26 protein-coding genes are annotated in these 25,833 nt (G+C 44.6%); 14 read left to right on the forward strand and 12 right to left on the reverse strand.

Annotated elements, in window-relative coordinates:
- Positions 1–16: 16 nt before the first annotated feature.
- The 12 genes from hypE to hypF all read right to left on the reverse strand — a co-directional run bounded on the left by hypE (position 17) and on the right by hypF (position 12,726).
- Positions 17–1,042 carry a hydrogenase expression/formation protein HypE gene (gene hypE, locus PZ638_RS16480; protein ID WP_094961068.1) on the reverse strand — a complete coding sequence of 342 codons (1,026 nt, stop codon included), beginning with the start codon at positions 1,040–1,042 and terminating at the stop codon, positions 17–19.
- Positions 1,043–2,155, reverse strand: a complete 1,113-nt coding sequence (hypD, locus tag PZ638_RS16485) for a hydrogenase formation protein HypD (RefSeq protein WP_094961067.1) — start codon at positions 2,153–2,155, stop codon at positions 1,043–1,045.
- Positions 2,139–2,435, reverse strand: a complete 297-nt coding sequence (gene hybG / locus PZ638_RS16490) for a hydrogenase maturation factor HybG (protein WP_004257928.1) — start codon at positions 2,433–2,435, stop codon at positions 2,139–2,141. The genes hypD and hybG overlap by 17 nt, the downstream gene beginning before the upstream one ends.
- On the reverse strand, positions 2,426–3,460 hold the full coding sequence (gene hypB, locus PZ638_RS16495) for a hydrogenase nickel incorporation protein HypB (protein ID WP_094961066.1): 1,035 nt from the start codon (positions 3,458–3,460) through the stop codon (positions 2,426–2,428). Before hypB ends, hybG begins: the two co-directional genes overlap by 10 nt.
- A gap of 90 nt (positions 3,461–3,550) precedes the next feature.
- Positions 3,551–3,892 (reverse strand): hydrogenase maturation nickel metallochaperone HypA, encoded by a 342-nt coding sequence (hypA, locus tag PZ638_RS16500; protein WP_004257935.1) that lies wholly within the window; start codon positions 3,890–3,892, stop codon positions 3,551–3,553.
- Positions 3,885–4,376: a hydrogenase-2 assembly chaperone gene (gene hybE / locus PZ638_RS16505; protein ID WP_144139878.1), complete on the reverse strand. Its 492-nt coding sequence runs from the start codon at positions 4,374–4,376 to the stop codon at positions 3,885–3,887. Before hybE ends, hypA begins: the two co-directional genes overlap by 8 nt.
- On the reverse strand, positions 4,366–4,863 hold the full coding sequence (locus PZ638_RS16510) for a HyaD/HybD family hydrogenase maturation endopeptidase (RefSeq protein WP_004257940.1): 498 nt from the start codon (positions 4,861–4,863) through the stop codon (positions 4,366–4,368). The genes hybE and PZ638_RS16510 overlap by 11 nt, the downstream gene beginning before the upstream one ends.
- Positions 4,863–6,566: a hydrogenase 2 large subunit gene (gene hybC / locus PZ638_RS16515; RefSeq protein WP_004257943.1), complete on the reverse strand. Its 1,704-nt coding sequence runs from the start codon at positions 6,564–6,566 to the stop codon at positions 4,863–4,865. Before hybC ends, PZ638_RS16510 begins: the two co-directional genes overlap by 1 nt.
- Positions 6,563–7,750, reverse strand: a complete 1,188-nt coding sequence (gene hybB / locus PZ638_RS16520) for a Ni/Fe-hydrogenase cytochrome b subunit (RefSeq protein WP_004257947.1) — start codon at positions 7,748–7,750, stop codon at positions 6,563–6,565. The genes hybC and hybB overlap by 4 nt, the downstream gene beginning before the upstream one ends.
- On the reverse strand, positions 7,734–8,720 hold the full coding sequence (hybA, locus tag PZ638_RS16525; RefSeq protein ID WP_094961065.1) for a hydrogenase 2 operon protein HybA: 987 nt from the start codon (positions 8,718–8,720) through the stop codon (positions 7,734–7,736). Before hybA ends, hybB begins: the two co-directional genes overlap by 17 nt.
- 2 nt (positions 8,721–8,722) lie before the next feature.
- Positions 8,723–9,841: a hydrogenase 2 small subunit gene (gene hybO, locus PZ638_RS16530; RefSeq protein ID WP_004257951.1), complete on the reverse strand. Its 1,119-nt coding sequence runs from the start codon at positions 9,839–9,841 to the stop codon at positions 8,723–8,725.
- Positions 9,842–10,449: 608 nt separating this feature from the next.
- Entirely contained in the window at positions 10,450–12,726 is a 2,277-nt protein-coding gene (gene hypF / locus PZ638_RS16535) for a carbamoyltransferase HypF (protein ID WP_206277979.1), read from the reverse strand.
- 487 nt (positions 12,727–13,213) lie between these two features.
- Between hypF and PZ638_RS16540 the strand changes: the two genes are divergently transcribed.
- From PZ638_RS16540 to PZ638_RS16605, 14 genes are all read left to right on the forward strand, one after another.
- Positions 13,214–14,143 carry an MBL fold metallo-hydrolase gene (locus PZ638_RS16540; protein ID WP_110591240.1) on the forward strand — a complete coding sequence of 310 codons (930 nt, stop codon included), beginning with the start codon at positions 13,214–13,216 and terminating at the stop codon, positions 14,141–14,143.
- Between the two features lie 353 nt (positions 14,144–14,496).
- Complete coding sequence (gene nirD / locus PZ638_RS16545; RefSeq protein ID WP_094961062.1) at positions 14,497–14,811, forward strand: nitrite reductase small subunit NirD; 315 nt, start codon at positions 14,497–14,499, stop codon at positions 14,809–14,811.
- 2 nt (positions 14,812–14,813) lie between these two features.
- Positions 14,814–15,122, forward strand: coding sequence for a recombinase-like helix-turn-helix domain-containing protein (locus tag PZ638_RS16550; protein ID WP_004257971.1), 309 nt, complete (start codon positions 14,814–14,816; stop codon positions 15,120–15,122).
- A 57-nt stretch (positions 15,123–15,179) separates the two neighbouring features.
- The gene (locus tag PZ638_RS16555; RefSeq protein ID WP_094961061.1) at positions 15,180–16,220 is read left to right on the forward strand and encodes an aromatic ring-hydroxylating oxygenase subunit alpha; all 1,041 of its coding nucleotides are present in this window, start codon (positions 15,180–15,182) and stop codon (positions 16,218–16,220) included.
- Positions 16,213–16,968 (forward strand): SDR family oxidoreductase, encoded by a 756-nt coding sequence (locus tag PZ638_RS16560; RefSeq protein WP_004257977.1) that lies wholly within the window; start codon positions 16,213–16,215, stop codon positions 16,966–16,968. The genes PZ638_RS16555 and PZ638_RS16560 overlap by 8 nt, the downstream gene beginning before the upstream one ends.
- 33 nt (positions 16,969–17,001) lie before the next feature.
- Entirely contained in the window at positions 17,002–17,778 is a 777-nt protein-coding gene (locus tag PZ638_RS16565; RefSeq protein WP_004257979.1) for an IclR family transcriptional regulator, read from the forward strand.
- A gap of 109 nt (positions 17,779–17,887) precedes the next feature.
- Entirely contained in the window at positions 17,888–18,805 is a 918-nt protein-coding gene (locus PZ638_RS16570) for a VOC family protein (RefSeq protein ID WP_112307770.1), read from the forward strand.
- Positions 18,806–18,809: 4 nt separating this feature from the next.
- The gene (locus PZ638_RS16575; protein WP_112307769.1) at positions 18,810–20,027 is read left to right on the forward strand and encodes an NAD(P)/FAD-dependent oxidoreductase; all 1,218 of its coding nucleotides are present in this window, start codon (positions 18,810–18,812) and stop codon (positions 20,025–20,027) included.
- 21 nt (positions 20,028–20,048) lie between these two features.
- The gene (locus PZ638_RS16580) at positions 20,049–21,329 is read left to right on the forward strand and encodes an MFS transporter (protein WP_112307768.1); all 1,281 of its coding nucleotides are present in this window, start codon (positions 20,049–20,051) and stop codon (positions 21,327–21,329) included.
- Between the two features lie 25 nt (positions 21,330–21,354).
- Positions 21,355–21,867, forward strand: coding sequence for a cupin domain-containing protein (locus tag PZ638_RS16585; RefSeq protein ID WP_004257990.1), 513 nt, complete (start codon positions 21,355–21,357; stop codon positions 21,865–21,867).
- A gap of 15 nt (positions 21,868–21,882) precedes the next feature.
- The gene (locus PZ638_RS16590) at positions 21,883–22,722 is read left to right on the forward strand and encodes an alpha/beta fold hydrolase (RefSeq protein ID WP_272674648.1); all 840 of its coding nucleotides are present in this window, start codon (positions 21,883–21,885) and stop codon (positions 22,720–22,722) included.
- A 10-nt stretch (positions 22,723–22,732) separates the two neighbouring features.
- Positions 22,733–23,527 carry an SDR family oxidoreductase gene (locus PZ638_RS16595; protein WP_004257995.1) on the forward strand — a complete coding sequence of 265 codons (795 nt, stop codon included), beginning with the start codon at positions 22,733–22,735 and terminating at the stop codon, positions 23,525–23,527.
- Between the two features lie 11 nt (positions 23,528–23,538).
- Positions 23,539–24,330 (forward strand): aspartate dehydrogenase, encoded by a 792-nt coding sequence (locus PZ638_RS16600; RefSeq protein ID WP_112307766.1) that lies wholly within the window; start codon positions 23,539–23,541, stop codon positions 24,328–24,330.
- A 13-nt stretch (positions 24,331–24,343) separates the two neighbouring features.
- The gene (locus PZ638_RS16605) at positions 24,344–25,813 is read left to right on the forward strand and encodes an aldehyde dehydrogenase (protein WP_112307765.1); all 1,470 of its coding nucleotides are present in this window, start codon (positions 24,344–24,346) and stop codon (positions 25,811–25,813) included.
- Positions 25,814–25,833 lie beyond the last annotated feature (20 nt).

A 25,833-nucleotide genomic window follows, 5' to 3' on the forward strand; every position in this document is an offset into this window, starting at 1 on the left:
TATAGGGCGTTTTCAATTAACAAATACGGGGTAAAGGCTCGCTGTGAGGCAAATCTAATAACCTTGATGTACCGAAGATCCCAACTAATTTGACTTGTTTTTGCTCAGTCACACAGCCAATCGTGGCTGCATCTTTCCCTAATGGGTGTTGGTGTAGTGCAGCAAGCACTGCATTTTCCGCTTCAGGTTTCACCACAATCACTAGTTTACCTTCATTGGCAAAGTTTAACGGCTCTAAACCCAATAGCTCGCACACGCCCCTAACTGCAGAAGAAACTGGTAAATCCCCCTCATTTACGGCAATTCCATAACCACTGGCTTGGGCAAATTCATGTAAGATTGCCGTTACGCCACCACGAGTTGCGTCTCGTAATGCCCGAATGCCGTCAATTTCACGCAGCGGAGCTATCAATGGCGTTAATACCGCACAATCACTGCAAAGCTCCGCTTCTAACCCGAGTTGTTCGCGCAGGTTTAAGATAGTCGCGCCGTGATCACCCAACGTACCGCTAACAATCACTTTATCCCCCGCTTGAATATGCTGAGCTCCCCACTGGATATTGGACGGGATCACGCCAATACCTGCCGTATTGATAAAGATTTTATCTGCAGCCCCGCGCTGCACTACCTTGGTATCGCCTGTCACAATATCCACACCGGCCGCTTTTGCCGTTGCCGCCATAGATTCGACAATGACCTGCAATTCAGTCAGGGAAAAACCTTCTTCCAAGATAAAACCGCAAGAAAGGTATTTTGGGGTAGCCCCACTAACTGCAACGTCATTCACTGTGCCGCAAACGGCTATTTTACCAATATTGCCTCCCGGGAAAAAAATCGGGTCGATGACATAGCTATCGGTACTGAATGCCAAACGGTCACCCAATGCTGTCATTTCGGACAATGCTAGCCGAGCTTGGTCTTCTCGCTCATTCAACGCTGGGTTTGCAAACGCCTGCAAAAACAACTGTTCAATCAATTGCTGCATCGCCTGCCCACCACTTCCGTGGGCCATCGTCACCACATTGTTAGCATCACGACTCATTTATGCCTCCCGACGATATTGGTAATAAGCTGCACAGGCACCTTCAGAAGAAACCATTAATGCGCCAAAAGCCGTTTGTGGCGTACAACGGCGCCCAAACAACATACATTCGTTCGGTTTACAGCGCCCTGTTAACACCTCACCGCAACGTGCTTGCGGGTCATCCGCCACTTTATGGGGTTGTACCTGAAAACGCTTCTCAGCATCAAAAAATTGGTAAGCTTGAGTTAATTGAACCCCTGAACCTGCAATTTCCCCCAACCCGCGCCATTCACTGGCTTGTTTAAGTTCAAAAACTTCCTCTAACGCTTTAAGTGCCAACAGGTTACCTTCATCGGCCACAACGCGTTTATATTGGTTTTCTACCTCACAACGACCATCAGCGATTTGGTCAACTAGCATGGCTAACGACTGCAAAATATCTAAGGGTTCGAACCCTGTGACCACCAAGGGTTTATGGAAGTCTTCGCTAATAAACTGGTAGGGATGCGCCCCGATTACCATACTCACGTGTCCTGGTGCTAAAAAGCCGTCAATACGGACATCCGGTTGCTCAAGTAAGCTGCGCAAGGTGGGAATAATCGTAATGTGTTGGCAAAATACACTAAAGTTTGTCAACTGGCGGTGCTTTGCTTGCTGCAAGGTGATTGCCGTGCTTGGCATAGTGGTTTCAAAGCCTAAGCCAAAGAAAACCACTTGGCGATGGGGATGCTGCTCTGCCAATGCCAAAGCATCTAGCGGTGAATAAACGATACGGACATCCGCCCCATTACGTTTAGCGTCAAGTAAAGAGCCCCTTTCCCCCGGAACGCGCATTGCATCGCCATAAGTACAAAAGATAACCTCAGGGTGCTGTGCAATTTCAATACAACTATCAATTCGTCCCATTGGCAAAACGCACACAGGGCAACCGGGCCCATGAACAAATTCAATGTCAGTGGGTAATAACTGGTCAATACCAAATTTAAAAATCGCGTGGGTGTGGCCACCACAGACTTCCATGAGTTGTAATGGGCGTCGTTTCGCTTGGGGTATTTCATTCACCCGTTGATGAATATGCGCCAACAGCGCTTTTGCAAGAACAGGGTCGCGAAATTCATCGACGTACTGCATCTGCCGCTCCTGCATTTAAACCACTAAAATCGCTGACCTCGTGGTCTAGCTGGCTCATCGCGGTTAACGCATCCAAGGTAGATTGCGCTTCTTCTTCATTGATGATACTCATGGCAAACCCGACGTGTACCAATACCCATTGGCCTAATAAATCGGCGGTTTCCCCTTCACAAATGAGGCCAATATTCACATCGCGTTTTACACCACAAACATCCACTTGAGCGAGTTGGTGAATGTCTTCACCAACTGCCACTATTTTGCCCGGAATGCCTAAGCACATAGCTGTGTCTCCAACCATGCCAGCCATGCATCCATCCCTTCGCCGCGTGTCGCAGAAACTTGGATAACTTGGATATTGGGGTTCACTTGCTTAGCATTGGCGATACAAGCATCAACATCAAAATTCAGGTATGGCAGTAAGTCGATTTTGTTCAATAACATGATATCTGCTGCCGCAAACATATGTGGATATTTGAGAGGTTTATCTTCCCCTTCCGTGACTGACAGTACCGCTACTTTATGGCGTTCCCCTAAGTCAAAACTGGCAGGGCACACGAGATTCCCGACATTTTCAATAAATAACAAACTGTTATCGGCTAACTCTAAACGTGCTGTTGCATCGTGGACCATTTGTGCATCTAAGTGACAGCCTTTTCCTGTGTTCACTTGAATCGCAGGCACACCCGTTTCGCGGATCCGTTGTGCATCATTAGTGGTTTGTTGGTCACCTTCAATCACTGCGCAATTAATTCTGTCACGCAGTCTTAACAACGTTTCTGTCAACAAGGTGGTTTTTCCTGAACCGGGGCTAGAAACGAGGTTTAGCGCTAAAATATTCTTCTGGCAAAAATCCTTACGGTTATGTTCCGCCAGATGGTTATTTTTATCTAACACATCCATCTCAATTTGTAGCATGCGTTTTTGGCTAATCCCCGGTGCATGGGTACCTGCTTCACCGTGGCCATAATCAAGGTCATGGTGTTCCCCAGCTGGTTTAAAACTTGCCTCAGCCGTTTGATAAATATGTTTATGTTTATGCTTATGTTTGTGTTTATGCTTTTTAGACTTGCTTTCAGCAGGTGCGGGTTCATATTGGTGATAATGGTTGTGGACATCACCTTGATGATAATAATGGTGATGAATGATCACCGTTTGCCCATTAGGTTCATGATCATGGTGATGGTCGTGATCATGATTGTTGTGACCTTGGTGGTGATCATGGCCGTGATGGTGGTCATGGTGATGATCGTGGTCATCCCCCTCAATTTTGCGCTCTCCCGACGCACATCCACAAGTACTACACATAAGTTTCACTCCCAACCGCTAAATTGTTAAATTAGATTAATACATAGTCCATTGAGTCTAGTTGATACACCTCAAGCTCAGCTCAAAAAGCTACTCCACTTCCAACTCTTTGATGCGCAAACTATCCCCACTTTCCACTTTCAGGTTCAACCCCTGACAGCATGGACAAACCGATTGGTGGCTGTCTATTTCCACTATTTCACTGCAATCCCAACACCATGCTTGTGCAGGCTGGTAAATAATGTGGAGCTGGCAGCCTTCTGCAACCGTACCTCGGCAAACGACATCAAAACTGAAGCGAAACGCACTCTCTTCAACACAAGAGAGTGCGCCGATTTCAAGCCAAACACCGGTGACTCGGTTAACTGCATTTTTTTTCGCCTGCTGTTCAATAATTTCTATCGTACTTTGGCATAACGAAACCTCATGCATCCTGCCCCCTTAAGTGGCGGGCAAACAATGCTCTACGTTCAGGTGCTTGAGGAATATTCGGGTCACTAACTGGGAGCGATAACAATATTCGCTGGCAATCATCCGTTAGGTGAATACCTTGTTCTGGTGTCAGTTTTTTTTCTAATGGCGACATTAATGAGCAAGCAAAATATTGAGTTAAGCCGTCTAATTCACCTACGGTATAAGTCATTTCACCATAGGGGAGGATTAACCCAACCTTGTCACCGACCACGCGGCGAGGCCAATATTGCTCAGGCCCCGGTAGAATAATCGCGCTGAGCATCCATGGCGTAATCACCGCACCCACCCATTGCCCTTCAAACAGGACAAACTCACTGGCGTGCACAGGCATCGTTGGATGCAAAAATGACAAATCATGCATCGATTGTTCAGCAACGCGCGTAAATGCGGCCTCAACCTGAGGCCGAGGGTTAGTTTCATAACCTAATATGTCATCCGGCATGCAAACTCTCTTCTTTCGCTATGATTTCCAAGCCTTCGCTTCGCAAAACCTCAATAACCTTTTGTAAAGCTGGCTCTAAAGCGGCCAGCCCTGTTGCCGTCAAACCGATATGCGGCTCGAGGGATTCAGGCACAACGCCAACTAATGTTAGCCGCTGTGGGAATTCATCGGTTAAATGCAAAGCGGATAGCACATCTGATAAACCGAGTTGATGTGGGGAAATTTTACGTGTAAACAGCGCAGGGACTTCGTCATCACGCAAGACTAAAATCGAGCCAGCCTTCTGGCTCGATAACACAACATCGGCAATGATCAAATGGTCTCTATCTGCCATTGGGCCAATTAACTCCATTCCAGCAGTTCCACCATCAAGCACTTCTACGCATTCAGGTAGGTGATAGCGCTGTTCTAAAGCCTCAACGATGCGTACCCCAATCCCTTCATCGCTCAACAGTATATTGCCAACACCTAAGACTAAAATACGCATTACAGCACCTTAACCTTAGTGACTTCGCCACCTTCAGGGTCAACAATGTGCACTGCACAAGACATACAAGGGTCAAATGAGTGAATGGTCCGCACCACTTCAAGGGGTTTAGATGGGTCAGCGACAGGAGTTCCTACCAATGCTTGCTCATAAGGGCCTGGCTCATCATTGAAATTACGTGGGCCTGAATTCCAAGTAGAAGGCACTACCGCTTGGTAATTTTCAATTTTACCGTCTTTGATCACGACCCAGTGAGATAATAAACCTCGAGGTACTTCACCAAAACCGACACCTTTAATGGTGGCATTTTCTGGGAATACGGGTTTTACAAAGGTGGTGTGATCCCCTTTTGCGATGTTGTCCACCAGCGCTTGCCATTGAATTGACAAGGTTTCATTCAATACACAACAACGAACACTACGTCCGATAATCCGCCCCAATGTGGAATGCAGTTGGTCCACACTAATATTGTTACCTGTCAGTGTTTGATACAGGTTCACCACATCATTAAAGTGTTTTTCTGTCGGTTCATGTTTTGCCGCTAATTTACACAACAAATCAGCGAGCGGCCCGACCTCAACGGTTTTATCATAGAAAGTTGGTGCTTTTACCCATGAATATTTACCGTCATCATCCCAGCCGGTGTAATCCGGGTTCGTGGTGCCTTCCCACGGTGCTTGTGGCTCATTTTCTTTGTACCATGCATGTTTGCTACTTTCTTTGATACCGTTGATCAAATACTCATCTGTATGGCTAGTAATGGGGCGATAAGTACTAAAGTCACTGTTCTCTAGATACCCGCCAGGTAATAGAAAATTCCCATTTTTACCGTCCATTGGCATTTCAGGCATACACATGTAATGTTTCGCACCTTGACCGACTTCGAGCCATTCAGGGTAGCCTGCTGCAATCACCGCTGCGTCAATCTTATACACTTGCTCGATAAAATCCCCTAAACGGTCAATAAAGGATTTTACATACATCAAGCGTTCAAGGTTCAGAACCCCAACACCATCAAGGTTGATAGGGTTTGCGACACCACCAACAGCAAGGTTTTGAATATGCGGCGTTTTACCTCCTAATAATGCCACAATACGGTTAGCATCACGCTGACATTCGAGGGCTTGTAAGTAGTGAGCTACAGCAATTAAGTTCACCTCAGGCGATAGTTTCATCGCTGGGTGCCCCCAATATCCATTAGCAAAAATACCCAATTGCCCACTGGCAACCAGTTTTTTAATTTTATCTTGAACTCGCGTGAACTCTTCTGGGCTATTCAGTGGCCACGTCGAAACGCCTCTCAAAATTTCTGCTGCTTTATTTGGGTCTGCATTCAGCGCAGAGGTGATATCTACCCAATCTAACGCCGATAATTGATAAAAATGGACAATATGGTCTTGAATAGTATGCGCGGCTAAAATCATATTACGGATATACTGCGCATTCACTGGCACATCAATATTTAAGGCGCTCTCAATCGTGCGTACCGACACAATACCGTGCACTGTGGTACAAACCCCACAAATACGCTGCATGATCATCCATGCATCACGAGGGTCTTTTCCTTTGACTATCTCTTCCATACCACGCCACATCGTGCCTGAAGCCCAAGCCTTGGTGACTTTTCCATCTTCAATTTCACAATCAATGCGTAAGTGACCTTCGATACGAGTGACTGGGTCTATTGTTATACGTTGGCTCATGCTTTACCTCGGGCCTCTGAATGGCTCATCGTTGTTTTTTTCAATGCTGGAATAACAGGTAATAAGCGGATCAATAAGATATAAGCGCATACCTCTATTGCCACGAAACCTATTGAAATTAAAAGTTCTTCTGTTGTTGGGAAGTAGTCGTATCCGCCCCCTGGGTTGAATGCAACGAGGGAATAGCTCATCCGCCACATGGCAGCACCAATCAACATGCTTAAACCGCTTGCATATAACCACCGAGAATCATTCCTCAGTGATGGCATACGGAAAATAACCAATGGGAAAACCATTAATGCGGTTTCTATCCAAAACATCATGGCGTAGAAATCGGTATTGAAGATATGGTGCAACTTATCTCGATAAATCAGCTCACCAAAACGACAGACCAGAAACAGCACTAACAGTACCTGCAAGATCCGAGTGATACGAACAAACAATGGCCGTTCATCAGCACCCTGCCCACGTAATGCGGCTTGAAGTAATGATCCTTCAAAAATAACGATGGAAAAGCCCATAATAAATGCGGTCAACAATGAGAGTAGTGGTAGCATTTCATAGCTTTGCCAAATAGGATGGACTTTATATCCTGCTGAAATCATCAATGACCCCATTGATGACTGGTGCATCATCGGCAATAACGCCCCTAGCGCAATGATAAAAAACATCACTTTATTTAAGCGTTTTAATGAAACCTTCCAACCAAAACGTTCACACAGTGCAGGAGCAAACTCCAGTGCCATCACACCGATATAAATCGTCATACACACTGCCGTTTCAAATAGCACCGAATTGGTGTTAAAGAAACCGGGGATGTAAAAGTAAGGCAAGTTCCAGTAACGACCTACGTCAATGGTAATGGATAAACCACCGAGGGAGTAACCGAACAAACTGGCTAATAACGCAGGGCGCACTAACGGGTGATATTCACCGCGATTAAATACATACACCGCCCAAGCCAGCGCCCAACCGCCACAAGCAAAACCGGTACCAATTAGTAAGTCAAAAGCAATCCAGATCCCCCAAGGATAGCCACCATTTAGGTCAGAAACTGAGCCTAAGCCGAAGACCAAACGTTTAACAATCAAGATGACACAAATCAGCACTAATGGCCCAAATACCATAATTGGCCAACTGACTAAACGCCCGCCTAACGGCTGCTCTTTATGATGCGTCGTCATTTGAGTCGTCTCCTTCGTGTTTATCATTCTTGGTATTGCGATACACCAAGAAACTCAACCCTGCCAACGCCGCGAGCGGCAATACCATCCCTTTATAAAGGGTGTGCTGGACATATTCAGAACGAGCCCCAGTAGACAACTGCTCCAATTCAGGCAACCCAAGATTTTGATAGGGCACACCTGAAAGAACAATAACTTGTGTACCACCACCTTCAAGTTCCCCATAAACATGAGACTCATATTTCGGCACTTTAATCACATTCGGGTCATTGCTGTGTAAGGTTTGTCTTGGGTAACCGTACTCATCCCCCACTTTGAGTGTTAAGCGTTTTTTGGCTTCCGCGAGCAATTCTTCCCGCGTCCCGAAAATTACCGCTCCCGTTGGGCAAACTTCGACACAACCGGGCAAGCCACCCTTGTCTAAACGTTCGACACCTTTTTGGTTACATAACTCGCATTTATGAATTGCGCCAAATTTGTCATCGTAGGCATATTTCGGAATATTAAATGGACACGCTACCATGCAATAACGGCAACCAGTACATACGCTGGCGTCGTAATGAACAATGCCGGTTTTTGGGTCTTTCTTCAGGGCTTGAACTGGACAAACCGACACGCAATTAGGGTCAACACAGTGCATACACTGCTTTTTAATGTAGGCATAGCCATCTTTTTCTTGGTCTTTATGAACGCCTGTTCCACTGCTCCAAACCTGAATAATATTGTTGGTATAAGGGGTGAGTTTGTCATTATTTGACCAAGTTTGCTCCCCGACCGGGTTACGTTCTGGGTGGTTAATATCTTGGCATTTTGTCACACACGCCTGACACCCAATACACAGGGTCGAGTCATATAGCATCCCCAAAGAATTAGGAATTGGCGGGCGGTTTTCAGGCCCCGCCAAGCTGGGTGAACTTCCCGCAAGTAATGCTCCCCCTGCGGAGAGTTTAAGAAAATTTCGTCTATTCACGGTTATTCTCCCCGTGAGTCAGTATCTTGTTGGCGTTTTTGACGACCTAATTCACGTACCGCCATCACGCTAACTCCAGCTACTAACCCGACAACACCACCAATTAACCCCACAGCTGTAGATGAAATTTGGCCACCTTCGCGATTATTGACATCCGGTTTATCCACCCGTGGTGTTGGGTTTTCCACGCTCGCCAACTGATGTATCGCTTTGTGAAAGCCGACATTTTCCTCGTTACAGCCATAACAAGGGTGACCAATCGCCACAGGCCAGACGCCACCGACATCACAGAATTGCAATGTGGAACAGTTCCCGTAAGTTTCAGGCCCCTTACAGCCTAAATGGTATAAACACCAACCTTCACGATGACCATCATCACCGAACTCTTTTGCGAAACGGCCCGCATCAAAATGAGGGCGACGTTCGCAGTGTTCATGAATTAATCGACCGTACGCGAACATTGGGCGATTTTTGCTATCCAGTTTTGGTGGACGATTAAACGTAATTAAGTGCGCGACCGTCGCAAGGAAGTTATGTGGATTAGGCGGGCAACCTGGAATATTGATAACGGTTTTATCTTTAATGACTTGATCTAAACCCACGGCTCCTGTTGGGTTATCTCCTGCCGCAGCAACACCGCCCCACGAAGCACAAGAACCAATCGCAATCACGGCCGCGGCGTGTTCAGCCACTTCACGAATATGTTCAACAATCGGTTTCCCCGCCACCATACAATAAATACCGTTATCTTTTAGCGGGATAGAACCATCGACGACTAAAACATATTTTCCTTTGTACTTTTCAATTGCATCATGTTTATTTTGCTCAACTTGCTCACCAAAGGCGGCAGACAACACCTCGTGGTATTCCAATGAAATAGTATCGAGAATTAAATTTTCCAAAGTTGGATGGGTTGAACACAGCAAAGATTCCGTACACCCCGTACACTCTTGGGCACCAATCCAAATGACAGGAGGTCGAGCTGGGTCACTAATAGATTCAGCTATTTGGGCAGCAGCCTTCCCGCTTAATCCCATTGTCGCTGCTAATGCTGTACATAACTTCATAAAATCACGGCGGTTAATGCCATGCGAAGAAATAATAGAGTTATCTCCTATCATTCTTTTTTCCTATTATTATGGGTGGCTTAAAACCTATTCATTAGAAGGAAATTTTTGTTTATTATCTTAAGGTTATAAATACCACAAGGCCCTATACACAAATGATGCATACGCTTTTTGTTTGTATTTATCTATTTAAGAAGCAAACAAAACCAACTCTAATGAAATAAATTCTTATTTAAGTAACCTGATGCATAAATATAAAATAAGATCCTATTCCTACCGCTCCTAAATCATTTGATCTTCATCAATAGGCAATAAGAAATTTTATTTTTTTTATATATTTGCTAGAAAAATCGATTCAGTAACCTGTGTTAAAACAAGAGGGAAAATATAAAAAAATAGATTTGATTTTCAATACTGCGTTATACATCACATCATTTAAAATAAAAAACCATTTATTTTTCATTATGATACTTAGATTCATTATCGTAATATAATTAATTAAGCAGAATAGGTGTATTAATAACAATCCAACTATTAATATAAAAACAAATATGTTAAATAAGAATCAATATCAAAAAGACAATATATTCTATTAAAATGAAAAGCTGAAAAATAGGTAGATATACAATCCTATAAATATAATACTGCCCATCAGTAATAGATTAATTTTTCAACATCGCAGAAGCGATAGCGACTTGCCCCAATGATAGCCCACCATCTCCCATAGGAAATTGTTTTGCATATAACACATCGAACTCAGATAGGTTATTCACTAATAGTTCTCGCAATAGTTGGTTATGAATCACACCACCTGACAAAACAATTTTCTTAGTACCATATTGGTTCGCTGATTTCCTTGCTAGCTCAGCAAAACCTTCCGCTAACGCTACATGAAATGCATGTGCGCGTTGTGGTTTAGGCGCACAGTACGCCATCCATTGCTGCCAAAATGTATGTAAATCTAATTGTTGACCAACTAACGGCATAGTGACCGGATGTACGCTCACGGGAGATTTCATTGCAATCGCTTCCAGTTGACAAGCGGCCTCCCCTTCCCAACTAGTTTGTGCCGTACAAATACCTAACGCCGCAGCAACCGCATCAAAAAGCCGCCCAGTAGATGAAGCCGTTGGGCTATTAATTCCTTTATCAATCGCCTTTTGTAAGCCTTGCCAAGGAAATGACATTAAATAAGCAACGCTCTCTTGCTTTTGCCACTGGGGGACAAATTGTAAACAATGCGCAAGGAAATTACGCCATGGCTGCCGAGAAGCTAATTCCCCTCCCGGCAGTGCAACTGGGGGCAAGCCTCCCAGGTATTGACTGGATTTATAATCCACTAGTAAGCATTCACCTCCCCATAGCCGGTGGTCATCACCATACCCCAAACCATCCAAAGCTAACCCAATGACTTTACTTCCATTTAGTGGCAAACCATGCTCAGCCATTACCGCAGCAATATGTGCATGATGATGCTGCACTTTTATCAATGGAATTTGTAATCTCTGTGATAACTGTTCGCCGTAGCGCGTACTCACATAATTAGGATGCATATCAGAAACTATAGCGGTTGGCGTAAAACGATAAATAGATTCAAATAATGCAATCGCAGACTGGTATTGTTCAAAAATATCCATGTCATCAAGGTCGCCTAGGTGTTGGCTCATTACTGCACTTTTGTCTCGCAATAAACAAAAGGTATTTTTAAGATCAGCCCCTAAAGCCAGTATTGGTGGGGAATTTTCAAACCCTTTAGGTAAATCAATCGAATCAGGGACATAGCCCCGCGCACGACGGAGCATTTCCGCTTGCCCATGATGATAACGCACCAGTGAGTCATCTGCACGTTGGACAATATCGCGGTTATGAGTGAGGAAAAAATCAGCAATATCCGTTAAATCAGCCAGAGCAGGTTGCTCACTCAATACAGGGGGCTTTCCTGATACATTTCCTGATGTCATCACTAATGGGCAATTAACTTGTGCCATCAATAGGTGTTGCAACGGATTAGAAGGTAACATAACACCTATTTCCGCTAGCTTTGGCGCAATATATTGGCTTAATACATGATTTTTCCAATTTTTAATCAACACAATCGGTGCGGCAGGGCTTTTTAATAATGCACATAGGCCATCACTAAGCGGCATATTGTGCAACTCTAACCAATTCAGTGATGGAACCATTACCGCAAGTGGCTTAGTTGGGCGGCATTTACGTACGCGCAAAGCTTCTACCGCCTGATCCTTACTCGCATCACAAGCAAGGTGAAAACCCCCAATCCCCTTAATGGCAACAATTTTACCTGCCAATAACTGCTGAGCTGCCAAGACTAATGCGTTCTCTTTATTTGCAATCGTTTTTCCTGATGGGTCGCACAATTTAATTTCAGGGCCACACACCGCGCACGCATTAGGTTGCGCATGAAATCGTCTATCTGCGGGGGATTGATATTCCTCTAAGCAATTAGGACACAAAGGAAAATCGGCCATTGCGGTATTGGGTCTATCATAAGGCATATGACGAATAATAGTGAAACGGGGGCCGCAATGCGTACAGTTTGTAAACGGGTAATGAAAACGCCGATTTGATAGGGCAAAAAGCTCTTGTTGGCACGCATCACAAGTGGCAGCATCTGGAATTACTTGCGTGTCCATTTTACCTTCACCACTACGGCGAATAGTAAAGGTATCAGGTAATTTATCCCATTGAAAAGGTTGCGATTCAATACTTTCTATATGGGCTAATGGCGGACAATGTTGGTACAATAACTGGGTAAATTCAGTGATATCCGAATCAAGACATAAGCGCACTAGCACCCCTTCGCCATCATTACAGACATCACCTAATAGTTTGCATTGGTGGGCTAATTGCCAAACATAGGGGCGAAACCCTACCCCCTGAACTTTCCCTTTGATGCGTAACTGTATACCACTTTTCACTGAGATATCCTCTTACCACTGTAAGGATATTTTCGCGCTAAAACATAAAAAAAACTTCACTTGAGATCAAAAAAAATCGTGTAAATACAATTGGCAGGTTCGTTTTTTAAAAAAAACCGATTCAGTTATTTAGTAATACAATAATGATTCCATTTAAAAAATAGAACATATCATTTACTCATTAATAATTCTAAATAGTCTTAAATATAAACTTAAAATCCAATTTAACTTGAATGTGTAAACAATATAACTTTCTCTATTAAATAATATTAGAATTATAGCTAGTTTGATTAATTATTTTCAGAATTATTCTCTATAAATCAACATAAATAACCTTTCTAAATCATTCACCTAGTCCATAAGAACGATAGTATCCCACCACACATAAACGTAGAGTTATTCATATGTTAACAATATACCAATACCCTGCAATGAATAAATATTATTCATAAAACTCAATCTATTAATAATATAAAGAGGTGATATTTTGAAACTAAAACAACTCTTCGTTTCTCTTTCTATCGGTGCTGCGCTATTTGGTGTTAGCCATCTTACTAGTGCAGATGAAATTATTACGCTTGGAACAAAAGGCGGTCCTTCCTTATTAAATGAAAAACGCTTGCCGCAATCGACGGCATTTATCAAGAACGATAAAATATACTTATTTGATGCGGGATACGGAGCAAGTTTGCGATTAGTTCAATCAAAAGCCCCATTAAAAAATCTTGATTCTATCTTTATTACCCACCTCCACAGTGATCATGTTGCCGATTACCCAGCCCTACTGTTAAATGCATGGAACAGTGGTTTAAATCATAATATCGCTGTTTATGGCCCTGTTGGAACGGAAAGTATGACAAAAGGTGTTTGGGATACTTTTAGTCGCGATATTGATTTACGCGTTAAAGATGAAGGTAAACCTGATTTGCGCCAAATAGTTACAGCAAAAGATATTCAAGAAGGCCCTGTACTCAAAAATGATGATGTCGAAATTAGTGCCTTATTTGTTCCACACCCACCTTTTAACTCAGACGAAGCTCTCGCTTATAAAATACAATCTGGCGGAAAAACTATCGTTATTACTGGTGATATGATTGATAATAGCCAAATTATTGAATTTGCTAAAGATGCTGATTACTTAATTAGTGAAGTCGTCTTAGTCTCTGGTGTGGAAAATTTAGCCAACCGTATCGGCAACGGTTCAACGCTGGCAAAAGCGATTATTTCTCACCATACAACAGCAGAAGATGTCGGAAAAATAGCCAAGCAAGCTAATGTAAAACACCTTGTCCTAACCCACTTAGTCCCCGCGGATGACCCATCGATTACTGATGACGTGTGGATTAATGAAGTCAGAAAACAATACTCAGGCCCTGTGACGGTCAGTAAAGACTTGCAACGCTTTGAGGTGAAATAAGTTATTTGAATATACCATCAATAGGATATTAAGAGCTTATATGCAATATCCTATTGATATTAATTTATATATTGAGCTTATTATTCTATAGACTATTTTTCACATTTCTCCATGACTTCCTTCCCAAACACCATAAACGAGTAGTCCTATTTGAATGAACCTATCGAAAGTTTCTCATATGAAACCAAACTCCATCATAACCTCGACACACCCCACATTTTGAAACGAATATTTTACATATAGTCAACATTTGATTGACTAATAATCACCCATACAATTAATCTGGTTTTAAATAAAAAACAATGTTTCGCATATGAAACAAAATGTTACAACACATTCAAAAGGAGAAAACCATGAGCTGGATTGCTGTCTGCGATGTCTCACAAGTTCAAGAAGAATTTCCTTTTTCAGCCAAAGTTGATGATGCCGAAATTGGGATCTTCTTAGTTGAAGACCAATATTATGCCTTAGAAGATGTTTGCCCACATGCCTATGCCCTGTTAAGCCAAGGTTTTGTTGAAGATGGCAAAGTGGAATGCCCATTACATGAAGCCGTTTTCGATATTAAAACGGGTAAATGTTTACGCGAACCTGGTGGGCGAGATCTCAAAACCTACCAGACACGCATTCACGATAACCGAATCGAAATCAGTTTGATTGAGGAGTAGAAATGGAACCTATTCAAAATATTAATCCGTATTTACCAGCAAATAATCAAATTATCCCAGCACGAGAAGGTGGTAAAGGCAGTATCCAAGCGCCAGGAAGTGCACCGAATATCGTTTGGCAAACACGTTCACGTATGCCTGATGAGTATGAAAACAAACTCATTTTTGCACTGGAAACGCTATTCGCTGCTGGCACTGAATCACTTGAAGAATTAGTTAGTGCATTAAATCAACAGCAATTATATGACCGACAAGGGCAACCTTGGTCCACAAGCAGTTTCCGCGAATTTCTTCTCGTCAATGGTTACTAGCACATTGTCATACTAAGAAAAGAAAACAAAAACACCTTTGATAAACGGAAGCAAATGATGATGACAAATACACAACTTCAAAACTACCAAGATTATCTGGATGTCGGATTACGCGGGCAATGGTACCCCGTATTATCCAGCTGGGAAGTCAGTAGTAACCCTATCGGTATTACTCGCTTAGAAGAACAAATCGTGCTTTGGCGTGATGATAAAGGCCAAATTCATGCTTTAGAAGATAGATGCCCTCACCGTGGTGCCCGTTTATCAATGGGTTGGAACTTAGGTGAACGCATTGCCTGCTGGTATCACGGTGTCGAAGTCGGTGGAGATGGCATCGTTAAAGATGTTCCAGCGGTCAGTCAATGCCCTCTTGAAGGTCAAAAATGTTTAAAAACCTATCCCGTTCAAGAAGTCCATGGTGCCATTTTCCTCTATTTTGCGGTAATTGACGGTGAAACGCCTCCCACCCTCGAATTTCCTGAAGAATTAGCTGATGACGAAAACCACAGCAATTTCCTCTGTACCGCATCGTGGAAGTGCAATTACCAATATGCACTCGAAAACGTGATGGACCCAATGCATGGCACCTATCTCCATTCATCATCACACTCAATGGCAGAAGGTGACAAACAATCAGAAATGATCCTAGAAGCAACAAAAAATGGCTTTATTTTCCGTAAAAATGACCAAATAGGTGTCAACTTTGACTGGGTGGAATTCGCGAGCACGGGTGCAAATTGGCTGCGTTTATCTATCCCATATCAAAAACGCTTCGGCCCTGGTGGGCACTTTTGGATTATCGGTATGGTCGTACCTGAAGACCGTCACCACACTCGTGTTTTCTTTTGGCGTATTCGCAAAGTGAAAGACTGGCAACGTGATTTATGGCGCTTTATGTACCGCAACCGCCTAGAAGGACTGCATTGGGATGTTTTAGAACAAGATCGCATTATTTTAGAAAACCTCACACCAAATGCACGTGATAAAGAATTTCTTTATCAACACGATGTGGGGTTATCTCGCTTACGCCGCATTATGCAACGCGAAGCGAAGAAGCAGTTTGACTTAATCAACAATAAGGAAACTGAAAATGCATGATATCTTGGCAGGAAAACGCATTGTAATCACAGGAGCTGCAAGAGGGCTTGGCTTGAGTTTTGCGCAAGCTGCTGCCGAACAAGGTGCTCAAGTTATCTTGTGTGACATCCTAGAACAACGATTACAAGAAAGTGTCGAGTCCTTACAACAACAAGGGTTTGAAGCCCAAGGTGTTTCTCTCGACTTAGCGGATCCTGACTCAATCACTCATGCATTCAACAGTATTGGTCAACAAGGCGCAATTGATGGGCTGATTAATAATGCAGCTCTGGCAACCGGAGTGGGTGGGAAGCTGCTCGACGAATATGACTTGGCGCTATGGGATAAGGTCATGACAGTGAACGTCAGAGGAACTTGGTTAGCCACCAAAGCCGCTCTCCCCTTTTTAAAGCAGAGTTCCCGCGGCAAAATTATCAATATTGCCTCTGATACCGCACTTTGGGGAGCCCCTAAGCTCATGGCTTATGTCGCCAGTAAAGGCGCAATCATCAGTATGACCCGCTCAATGGCACGTGAACTCGGCGTTCACCGTATTTGCGTCAACGCGATTGCCCCTGGGCTCACTAAAGTCGAAGCGACCGAATACGTTCCCGCTGAGCGCCACCAGCTATATGAAAATGGCAGAGCATTACAAGGAGAGCAGATGCCCGAAGACGTTACGGGAACCGCTTTGTATTTGCTTTCGCCCATGGCCGATTTTGTCACAGGCCAGCTAATCCCAGTTAATGGTGGCTTTATTTTTAACTAATTTCGCCATTCAGTCAGTAAAGAGGTGAGGACCATGAATTCAACGTGTAAATATCTAGTACCCGGTTTGGAAAAAGGGCTACAGCTTCTTCTGTTACTCGCTCAACAGCATCGCGAATTGACATTTGCAGAGATCCTCCGCTTAGTCGATATGCCCAAAGCAACGGCTTACCGTGCGATCCAAACCTTAGTGCACTTGGATTTCCTCGTCCAACATCCACGTACTGGAGCATTTTCATTAGGCCGCAAAGTACTCAGCCTTGGTCTTGGCTATATTGCATCACTCGATTTAACCCAGTTAGGCCAGCCCATTATCGAGCAACTCAGAGACCGAAGCCAATGTAACAGCCATTTAGTCATTCGAGATGGCCGGGACATTATTTATATCGCTAGAGTCAGTGGTGCAGAATCAAAGATTAACCATGTTAGCGTAGGCACGCGTTTATCAGCGCACCGAACCTCACTGGGTCGAATGCTACTCAGCGGGTTAACTCGCGCTGAATTTGATGCGCTTTACCCTGATGATGAACTCCCCGATAACGCAGGCTGTAAGCAGGAATTTTGGCAAATGATCCAAGCTGACAAACTGCGAGGCTATGTGATTGGCGAATCATTTTACCGTCGGGGGATTTCATCCATTGTTTACCCTGTTTATAACCAAACGAATGGCGTAGAAGCGGTAATTAGCATCATGGTGCCAATGAGTAGCATCCCTGCACAAGAGTGCCGGCGATTACAAAATGAAGTGAGCTATGCAGCCCAAAAACTCACTGAATTTATTGGTGGCATGAGCCAAGCAAAAGCCGTTTAGCGTTAACCAAATATCATCCACACATTTTTAGGTTTATTGCCATAAGCCTCAGGTTCTTTTTGTCCAAAAAAACCTTTGGCAATAACACCAATCGATAGAGGACTTTACAATGTCAGTGATTGGAATAGAAAAATTAGAATTTGGTGTTGAAGATATCCCTAGCTGCCAGAAATTTTTACATGATTTTGGCCTCAAAGCGGCCTCTGATAACGCCTCGTTATTCACGACCTTATCTGGTGCAGAAATACAGTTATTTTCACACCAAGACCCAAATCTGCCAGCCCCTTTTGAAGCGGGTTCAACACTGCGCCGCATTACATGGGGTGTTGAAAACTCGGATAAACTCCAAGAGATCATTGAGAAAATTAGGCTCTGTGATGGCTTTCAACTGACGACAGATGGCGCACAATGCCGTGACCCAAATGGCATGACTGTCGCTTTCACCATCAGCAAACAAAAAACGGTTGAATTAGAGATCACCGCTATCAACCAATGGGGAGATATTCGCCGCATTGATAAACCCAGCCCGGTTTACGAAAAAGCCACTCCCATTAACGTCGGCCACGTGGTGTTCTTTGTTGATGACTTACCTTCTACAGAAGCGTTCTATTGCCAAAAACTGGGTTTTCAAGTTTCTGACCGTTATATCGACCGTGCCGTCTTTTTACGGACACAAATAAACGGTTGCCACCATAACCTGTTTTTGCTGAAGCTTCCTCATCGTGGCAGCGGCCTCAACCATGTCGCTTTTACGGTTCGTGATATCCATGAAGTGATTGGCGGCGGCCTAGCAATGAACCGTCATCAATGGAGCACCTTTATTGGTCCAGGCCGCCACCCTATCTCATCCGCTTACTTTTGGTATGTCAACAGCCCAACAGGTGGTGCTTTCGAATATTACACCAATGATGATTACCTTACCGATAAGTGGCACCCGCGCGAACTGGAACATTCCTTAGTGTCATTTACGGAATGGGCTGTAGAAGGCGGTCTCGATTATGAAACTCGCCGCCAAGTTAAGGAGTAACACCATGAGCTCATTAATCCAAGGCGGTATTGTCATTATCGGCGGGGGCCAGGCTGGTGGCTGGGCGGCAAAAACCCTACGAGATGAAGGCTATCAAGGTATTATTTCGGTGATCAGCGATGAAAACCATGATTTTTATGAGCGCCCACCGCTGTCTAAAGCGGCACTGACGCAGGAGAGTTTATCGTTATCACGTTTATTCAGCGAACAAGAAACTCACGCCTTAAATTTACAATGGTTTCGCCCACTACGTGCCACCAAAATTGATGGCCAAAACCAATACGTTCATTTAAGTGATGGCCGTGTCATTACGTTTGACAAATTACTGCTCGCGACAGGCGGCCGGCCTCGCTATCTGTCAAGCCGCTGGCAGCAACACCCGAAAGTCTTTGCCTTACGTTCGTGGGATGACGCGCTGCAATTGCGCAGCGCCCTGCTATTGGCTCGAAAAATTGCCATTATTGGGGGTGGTTGGATTGGCTTAGAAGTCGCTGCTTCCGCACGAAAAATGGGTATTGATGTCACAATTTTTGAGCGGCAAAGCCGATTGTGCGAACGCAGTGTGCCGCAAAATGTTTCAGAGGCTCTGGCACTACGTCATACACAAGCGGGCGTTCATGTCATAACCGATTGTGGAAATATCGAACTTGGCGAGCCGACAACAACTGGATTACAAATTAGTTGCCAAAAGCAGCCTTCGCAAAACTTCGATCTCGCTGTTATGGGGATTGGTGTTGAATTAAATCTCGAACTAGCCAAAGAAGCAGGGCTTGATGTCACCCACGGTATTGTGATTAATCACCAAGGGCAAACTTCTCACCCCAATATTTATGCTGCGGGAGACGTCGCTTGCCATCCCACACTGTCTTTATGTTTACAGTCATGGGCTTATGCGCAAAACCAAGCTATCACCACAGCAAAAGCCATGCTTAACCCACAATCTGAAGGGTTTAATGAACTCGCTTGGTTATGGTCAGATCAATACCAAGACAACATCCAAATTTTAGGTGTCCCAACCTCACAAAAATTAAATCATATTCAACGGCATACTCCTGATTCAGAGGTTCATTTTGCTTTAAATGAAAGCAATGAATTGGTGCAAATGATTGCATTTAATGATGCTCGTGCCATCAAGCTAGGTAAACGTTGGATACAAGGCCACCGCAAATTGGACCCTTCACAACTTGCTGATCCCACATTTTCACTAATGTCACTGAAATAGTGTTCAGCAAGGAGAAATCTCATGGCTAACCAGACTATAACCTTACGAAATTCAGAACCTGATCAAATCGAGCAAGATGTTCCTGAAAAGATCAATTGGTTGATCCCAATCGGCCTGTTTTCCTGTGTGTTACTAGCTTTCTTCGACAAAATTAGCATTGCGGCTCTATTTTCTGACGAAAAATTTCAGCAAGCGCTGGGAATTGATTTTGACCCAACCCGTTTGGGATTACTGATGAGCGCATTTTTATTCGCTTATGGTGTTTCTTCCATGTTACTAAGCGGCATTGGTGATAAATTTCACCCCACTAAAATGCTGTTATTTATGATCAGTAGCTGGTGTTTCCTCATGATTTTTATGGGATTCACACACCACTATGGCACGATGGTTTTCTTACGCGTGTTACTGGGAATTGCCGAAGGGCCTTTGCTGGCAATCGCTTACGCCATTGTGCGCCGTACCTTTCCGCCCAAAATGCAAGCTCGTGCCACCATGATGTGGTTATTAGGCACTCCGTTAGGCGCGGCATTAGGTTTTCCTATCTCACTGTATTTGCTTAATAACTATGGCTGGCAAAGTACATTTTTTGTCATGGCCGCCTTTACTGTCCCCGTTTGGTGGCTTGTGGTGATTGGTATTCGCCATCCCAACTTAGTCAATCGCCAAGCACAAAATAAAAATACAGCGGGTGAAGCACTGCCTGCCGAGCAACTGGCCGCGATGCGAGCCCATAAAAAACGCTTATTCCAAAATAGCCATTTTTGGATTATCTGCATGTTTAATATTGCTTTTCTTATCTACCTTTGGGGGATGAATGGTTGGTTACCTAGCTATTTAATTAAAGGTAAGTCTATCCACTTGGAACATGCAGGGATCCTGTCATCCCTTCCCTTTATCGCCATGTTATTTGGTGAGGCTATCGGAGCATGGTTATCAGATCGCTACGATCGCCGCGCACTCGTTTGTTTTATTTCATTACTTGGTGCCGTCCTAGGTCTTGCTGGCGTGTTATTTCTCACTGGCACCTACAGCATCATTCTTATGATGGCGTTTAGCATGTTTATGTGGGGGGCAGGCGCACCAAATATCTTTGCCCTACTCGCAAAAGCCACACAAAAACAAGTCAGTGCATTAGCAGGCGGTATTTTCAATGGGTTAGGAAACCTGGCCGGCGCTGCTGCACCGCTGGCAATGGGGGTTCTTATTACTGTCACTCACACTATGGATAGCGGGTTGTTATTTATCGTCGTCATAGGTTTATTCGGCAGCTTGTTACTAGTGCCTTTACTGAAAAAATATTAACTCATTTTTTATTGGAGATAACACCATGTCACAACCGCAAATCAAACCACAAGATATTCCAATGGCTCAATGGATTGAATCGCGCATCGCTCGCCTTGAAGGGCGCAAATATGATTGGAATGCCCTGAAATTCCAAGCGGATTACGACCCTAAATATCGCCGCGCACAAATGCGCTATATCGGCACTGGTGCGACTGGCGTTGCTAATGATGTCAACACCGTTCCCGCAGAGAACTTTACCTTCTCTACCATGGTTCTTCCTGCCAAGTGCGAAGGCCCATTACACCTGCACCCCGATGTTGAAGAAGTGTTCTTTATGTTGAAAGGCACCATCACGTTGTTTGTAAAAGATGGCAATGAGGAATATGAAACGGTTCTCAAAGAGCGTGACCTGATCTCAGTTCCTGCGGGCATTTATCGTGGCTTATTTAACCACGGGGAAGAAGAAGCCTTAATGTGCGTCATGATCGGCACACCAAAACCGGCGATCCCGACATATCCCGAAGATCACCCTTTATCAAAAGTTAAACGTAACTAACAGGAGTCGTCAGTGATGAATTTGCTCAATAAAAAACTCCCAGAACCACAGGTGGCAGACTTTGGGCCATATCGCCTAAGTTGGCGGGAAGCCGGCCAAGGACACCCTGTCGTATTACTGCATGGTATCAGCTCTGGTTCTGCTTCATGGGTAAGCCAACTGATGAGCCCATCACTGACAGACCATTACCATCTCTATAGCTGGGATGCCCCCGGCTATTTAGAAAGCCATGATCTAGAGACGACAACACCTACCGCAATTGATTACGCAAATGCATTAAATGCTTTTATTGATAAATTAGTCTTATCACCCATCGTGTTAGTGGGGCACTCCCTTGGCGCCATAATGGCAAGCGCTTTTGCAGCGCAATATCCCAATAAAGTGAAAGGCTTAATATTAGCGAACCCCGCGCAAGGTTATGCCACAAAATGCCCTGACCAACAAAAGCAAGTTTACCAACAGCGGCAAGATATTGTTTTTAGTTCCGGTATTGAGGCATATGCGCAAAACCGTGCCGCTGCTTTGTTATCCGCCAACGCAACTACTGAAAAAGTCAATTGGGTTCAACAGAACATGAAGAAGCTCAACCCCACAGGTTTCTTAGCTGCTGCGTGGATGCTAGCTCATGATGACATCAGCCAATATTTAAATCGCTATGATGGCCCATTGGAAATACTGGTTGGCACAGAAGATACCATTACGCCACCAGCACAAGTAGAACGACTCGCACGACAAAAAAACTGCCCTTACTTTCTGATAAACCAAGCGGGACACGCCAGTTATTTAGATGCGCCAGACGCCTTTAACCACCACTTACAACAATTTTTAGAGACGTTCTATTGCCAAGCCGAATAAAGGAAGACTCATGAATTTACAGTTAAATAACCGTGTTGCTGTCGTGACAGGAGGAAGCTCCGGCATCGGCTTTGCAACCGTCAAACTCTTACTGGATGAAGGCTGTAAAGTGGCATTCTGCGGCCGTGATCAAGACAAACTCCAGCAAGCACTCACAACATTACAAGAGCTCTACCCCCAAGGGCATTTTATCGCACACTCTTGTGATGTTCTTGATAAAACACAAACCGAAGCCTTCGCAAAACAGGTTCATCAGCAATATGGCCAAGTCGATATATTGATTAATAACGCAGGGCAAGGCTATGTCGCAAGCTATAGCGATACCCCCGAAGAAGCGTGGTTACATGAAGCCCAACTCAAACTATTTGGTGTGATTAACCCCGTGAATGCTTTTTTGCCATTCTTAGAACTATCAAATATTGCTTCTATTACCTGTGTCAATTCACTGCTGGCCTTACAACCTGAACCGCATATGGTCGCCACCTCGGCAGCTCGAGCAGCACTATTAAACATGACACTAAACTTGTCGAAAACACTGTTACCTAAAGGGATCCGCGTGAACTCTATTTTACTTGGCATGGTAGAGTCCGACCAATGGCGACGTCGCTTCGAAAATCGCACTGACAAAAATCTCGATTGGGAACAATGGATTGGCGATATCGCTAAAAAACGAGGCATACCAATGCAACGTTTAGGAAAACCCGAAGAGCCCGCGCGTGCCTTAGTCTTTCTAGCCTCCCCCATGGCGTCGTTTACCTCGGGTGCCGCTTTAGATGTTTCAGGTGGCTTTAGCCATCATATTTAAAGGATTTAATGATGAAAACACTCATGTTGATTGGTTATGGTGCAATGGCGCAAGAAGTGATTACTCGCTTACCTGATGAGATAGCCCTACGTTACATTGTTGCCCGGCCCCATCACCATCAAGCCATTTTGGAACGCTTTAAAGGGGCCGTTACACCTATCGATAGCCTTGATAATAATATCGTTCCCCCTGATTTAGTGTTGGAGTGTGCGGGGCACCAAGCCGTTAAGCAATATGCACCAACGGTACTAGAAAGAGGCTGGACACTGGCCATTATCTCTACAGGTGCACTTGCAGACACGGACTTTGAACAACACTTGGTCGCCTTAACCCAACGCCACCACAGCCAATTGATCCCACTGACTGGCGCTGTTGCAGGGCTTGATGGCTTACGTGCGGCAAAAGAAGCCAATATCACTCAGGTGACCTACCAGTCACGTAAAAGCCCCGCAAGTTGGCGCAATGGTGCGGCTGAGCGTTATGTCGATTTGTCACAAGTGACACAGCCTACGGTGTTCTTTAGTGGCAGTGCTCGTGAAGCGGCTCTGAATTTTCCCGCAAATGCCAATGTCGCTGCCACTGTCGCGCTGTATGGCATTGGGATGGATGCCACACAAGTTCAATTAGTTGTTGACCCGAACACCACACACAATTCACATCGCATTGATGTTATGGGTGATTTTGGTCATTTCTGTATTGAACTCAATGGAAATCCTCTCCCCTCCAACCCGAAAACATCGATGTTAGCCGCCTTAAGTGCTGTTGAAATTTGTCGTCGTATCGCTGGGCAGCAAGCTATTTAATAGGAGCCAAATAATGAACAACATGGATATTTTTGTTGGTGGTCAATGGCAGCAAGGTCGCGGACCTGAAATGCAGTCGCGTTTTCCGGGAAATAACCAAGTGGTTGCCACCCTCAACAGTGCAAGTTTGGAAGATGTCGAAGACGCCGTGATTGCAGCTGATATGGCCTGGAGGATGCCTTCTTGGCGCAACCTTCCCGCTCACCAACGGGCGGCTATCTTATACAAGGTTAGTCGCTTAATTGATGAAAACTGCGAAGCATTAACCCAATTACAAACCTTGGATAACGGCAAGCCTTGGGCAGAAGCGCGTGGCTTAGTAATGAGCGCAGCAGCAACTGCTCGCTACTTTGCCGCGGTTTGTGAAGTCTCAGGTGGTGAGCTTCCGCCTCGCCGCCAGCCAGAACTGATGACCATAAGTACTTACCAACCCATTGGCGTGATCGCCGCAATCACGCCATGGAACTCCCCAATTGCCAGTGATATGCAAAAAATTGCCCCAGCAATTGCTGCCGGTAACGCAGTCATCTTAAAACCTGCGGAAGCCACACCTCTAATTTCATTAAAATTAGCTGAGCTATTTGAGCAAGCGGGTTTACCCAGCGGCCTATTGAGCGTGCTCCCGGGTAAAGGTTCGATTGTCGGTGATGCACTGGTTCGCCACCCTCTGGTGAAAAAAATCTCCTTTACGGGTGGCACCAATACGGGACGACAACTGGCTCACATTGCGGCAGATAAACTTATCACCACGTCACTCGAACTTGGGGGTAAATCCCCAACTATCGTGTTGTCAGACGCTGACCTTGATATTGCTGCACACGGTGTTTGCTACGGTATCTTTAGTTCGATGGGGCAAGCCTGCATCGCGGGTTCGCGCCTGTTTGTGGCTAAAGATATCTACTCATCTTTTATGGAAAAATTAACGCAACTGACCCGCAACCTGATTATTGGTGACCCAAGGCAAGAGCGCGTTCATTTGGGGCCATTAATCTCCCCTTCGCACCGAGACAGCGTCAGAAACTATGTCGAACAAGCCGTACAACAAGGCGGGAAGATCCGTATTGGTGGAACTGCACCGGCTGACCCTGTACTCCAAGATGGCAACTATTTTTTACCGACGATTATTGAAGGCTTAAATAACCAATCTACTGTTTGCCAAGAAGAAATTTTCGGTCCCGTACTCGTCGTTATGCCATTTGATGATGAAGACGATTTAATTCAACAAGCTAATGATTCTGTTTATGGGCTTGCAGCAGGTATTTGGACAAAAGATTACACCCGGGCGTTTAAGCTCGCCGATGCGCTTGATGTCGGTACCGTTTGGGTTAATACCTATAAAGTTTTTTCTATTTCAACGCCATTTGGCGGCTTTAAAGAAAGTGGCATTGGCCGTGAAAAAGGCCTTGAAAGCCTCAAAGCCTATATGCAACAAAAAAGCCTATTTCTGGCACTTAACCCACAACCAAACCGTTGGTGTGAATAGCAAATCCGTCACCGGATTAT

The organism is Providencia hangzhouensis (genome assembly GCF_029193595.2).
GTDB lineage: Bacteria > Pseudomonadota > Gammaproteobacteria > Enterobacterales > Enterobacteriaceae > Providencia > Providencia hangzhouensis.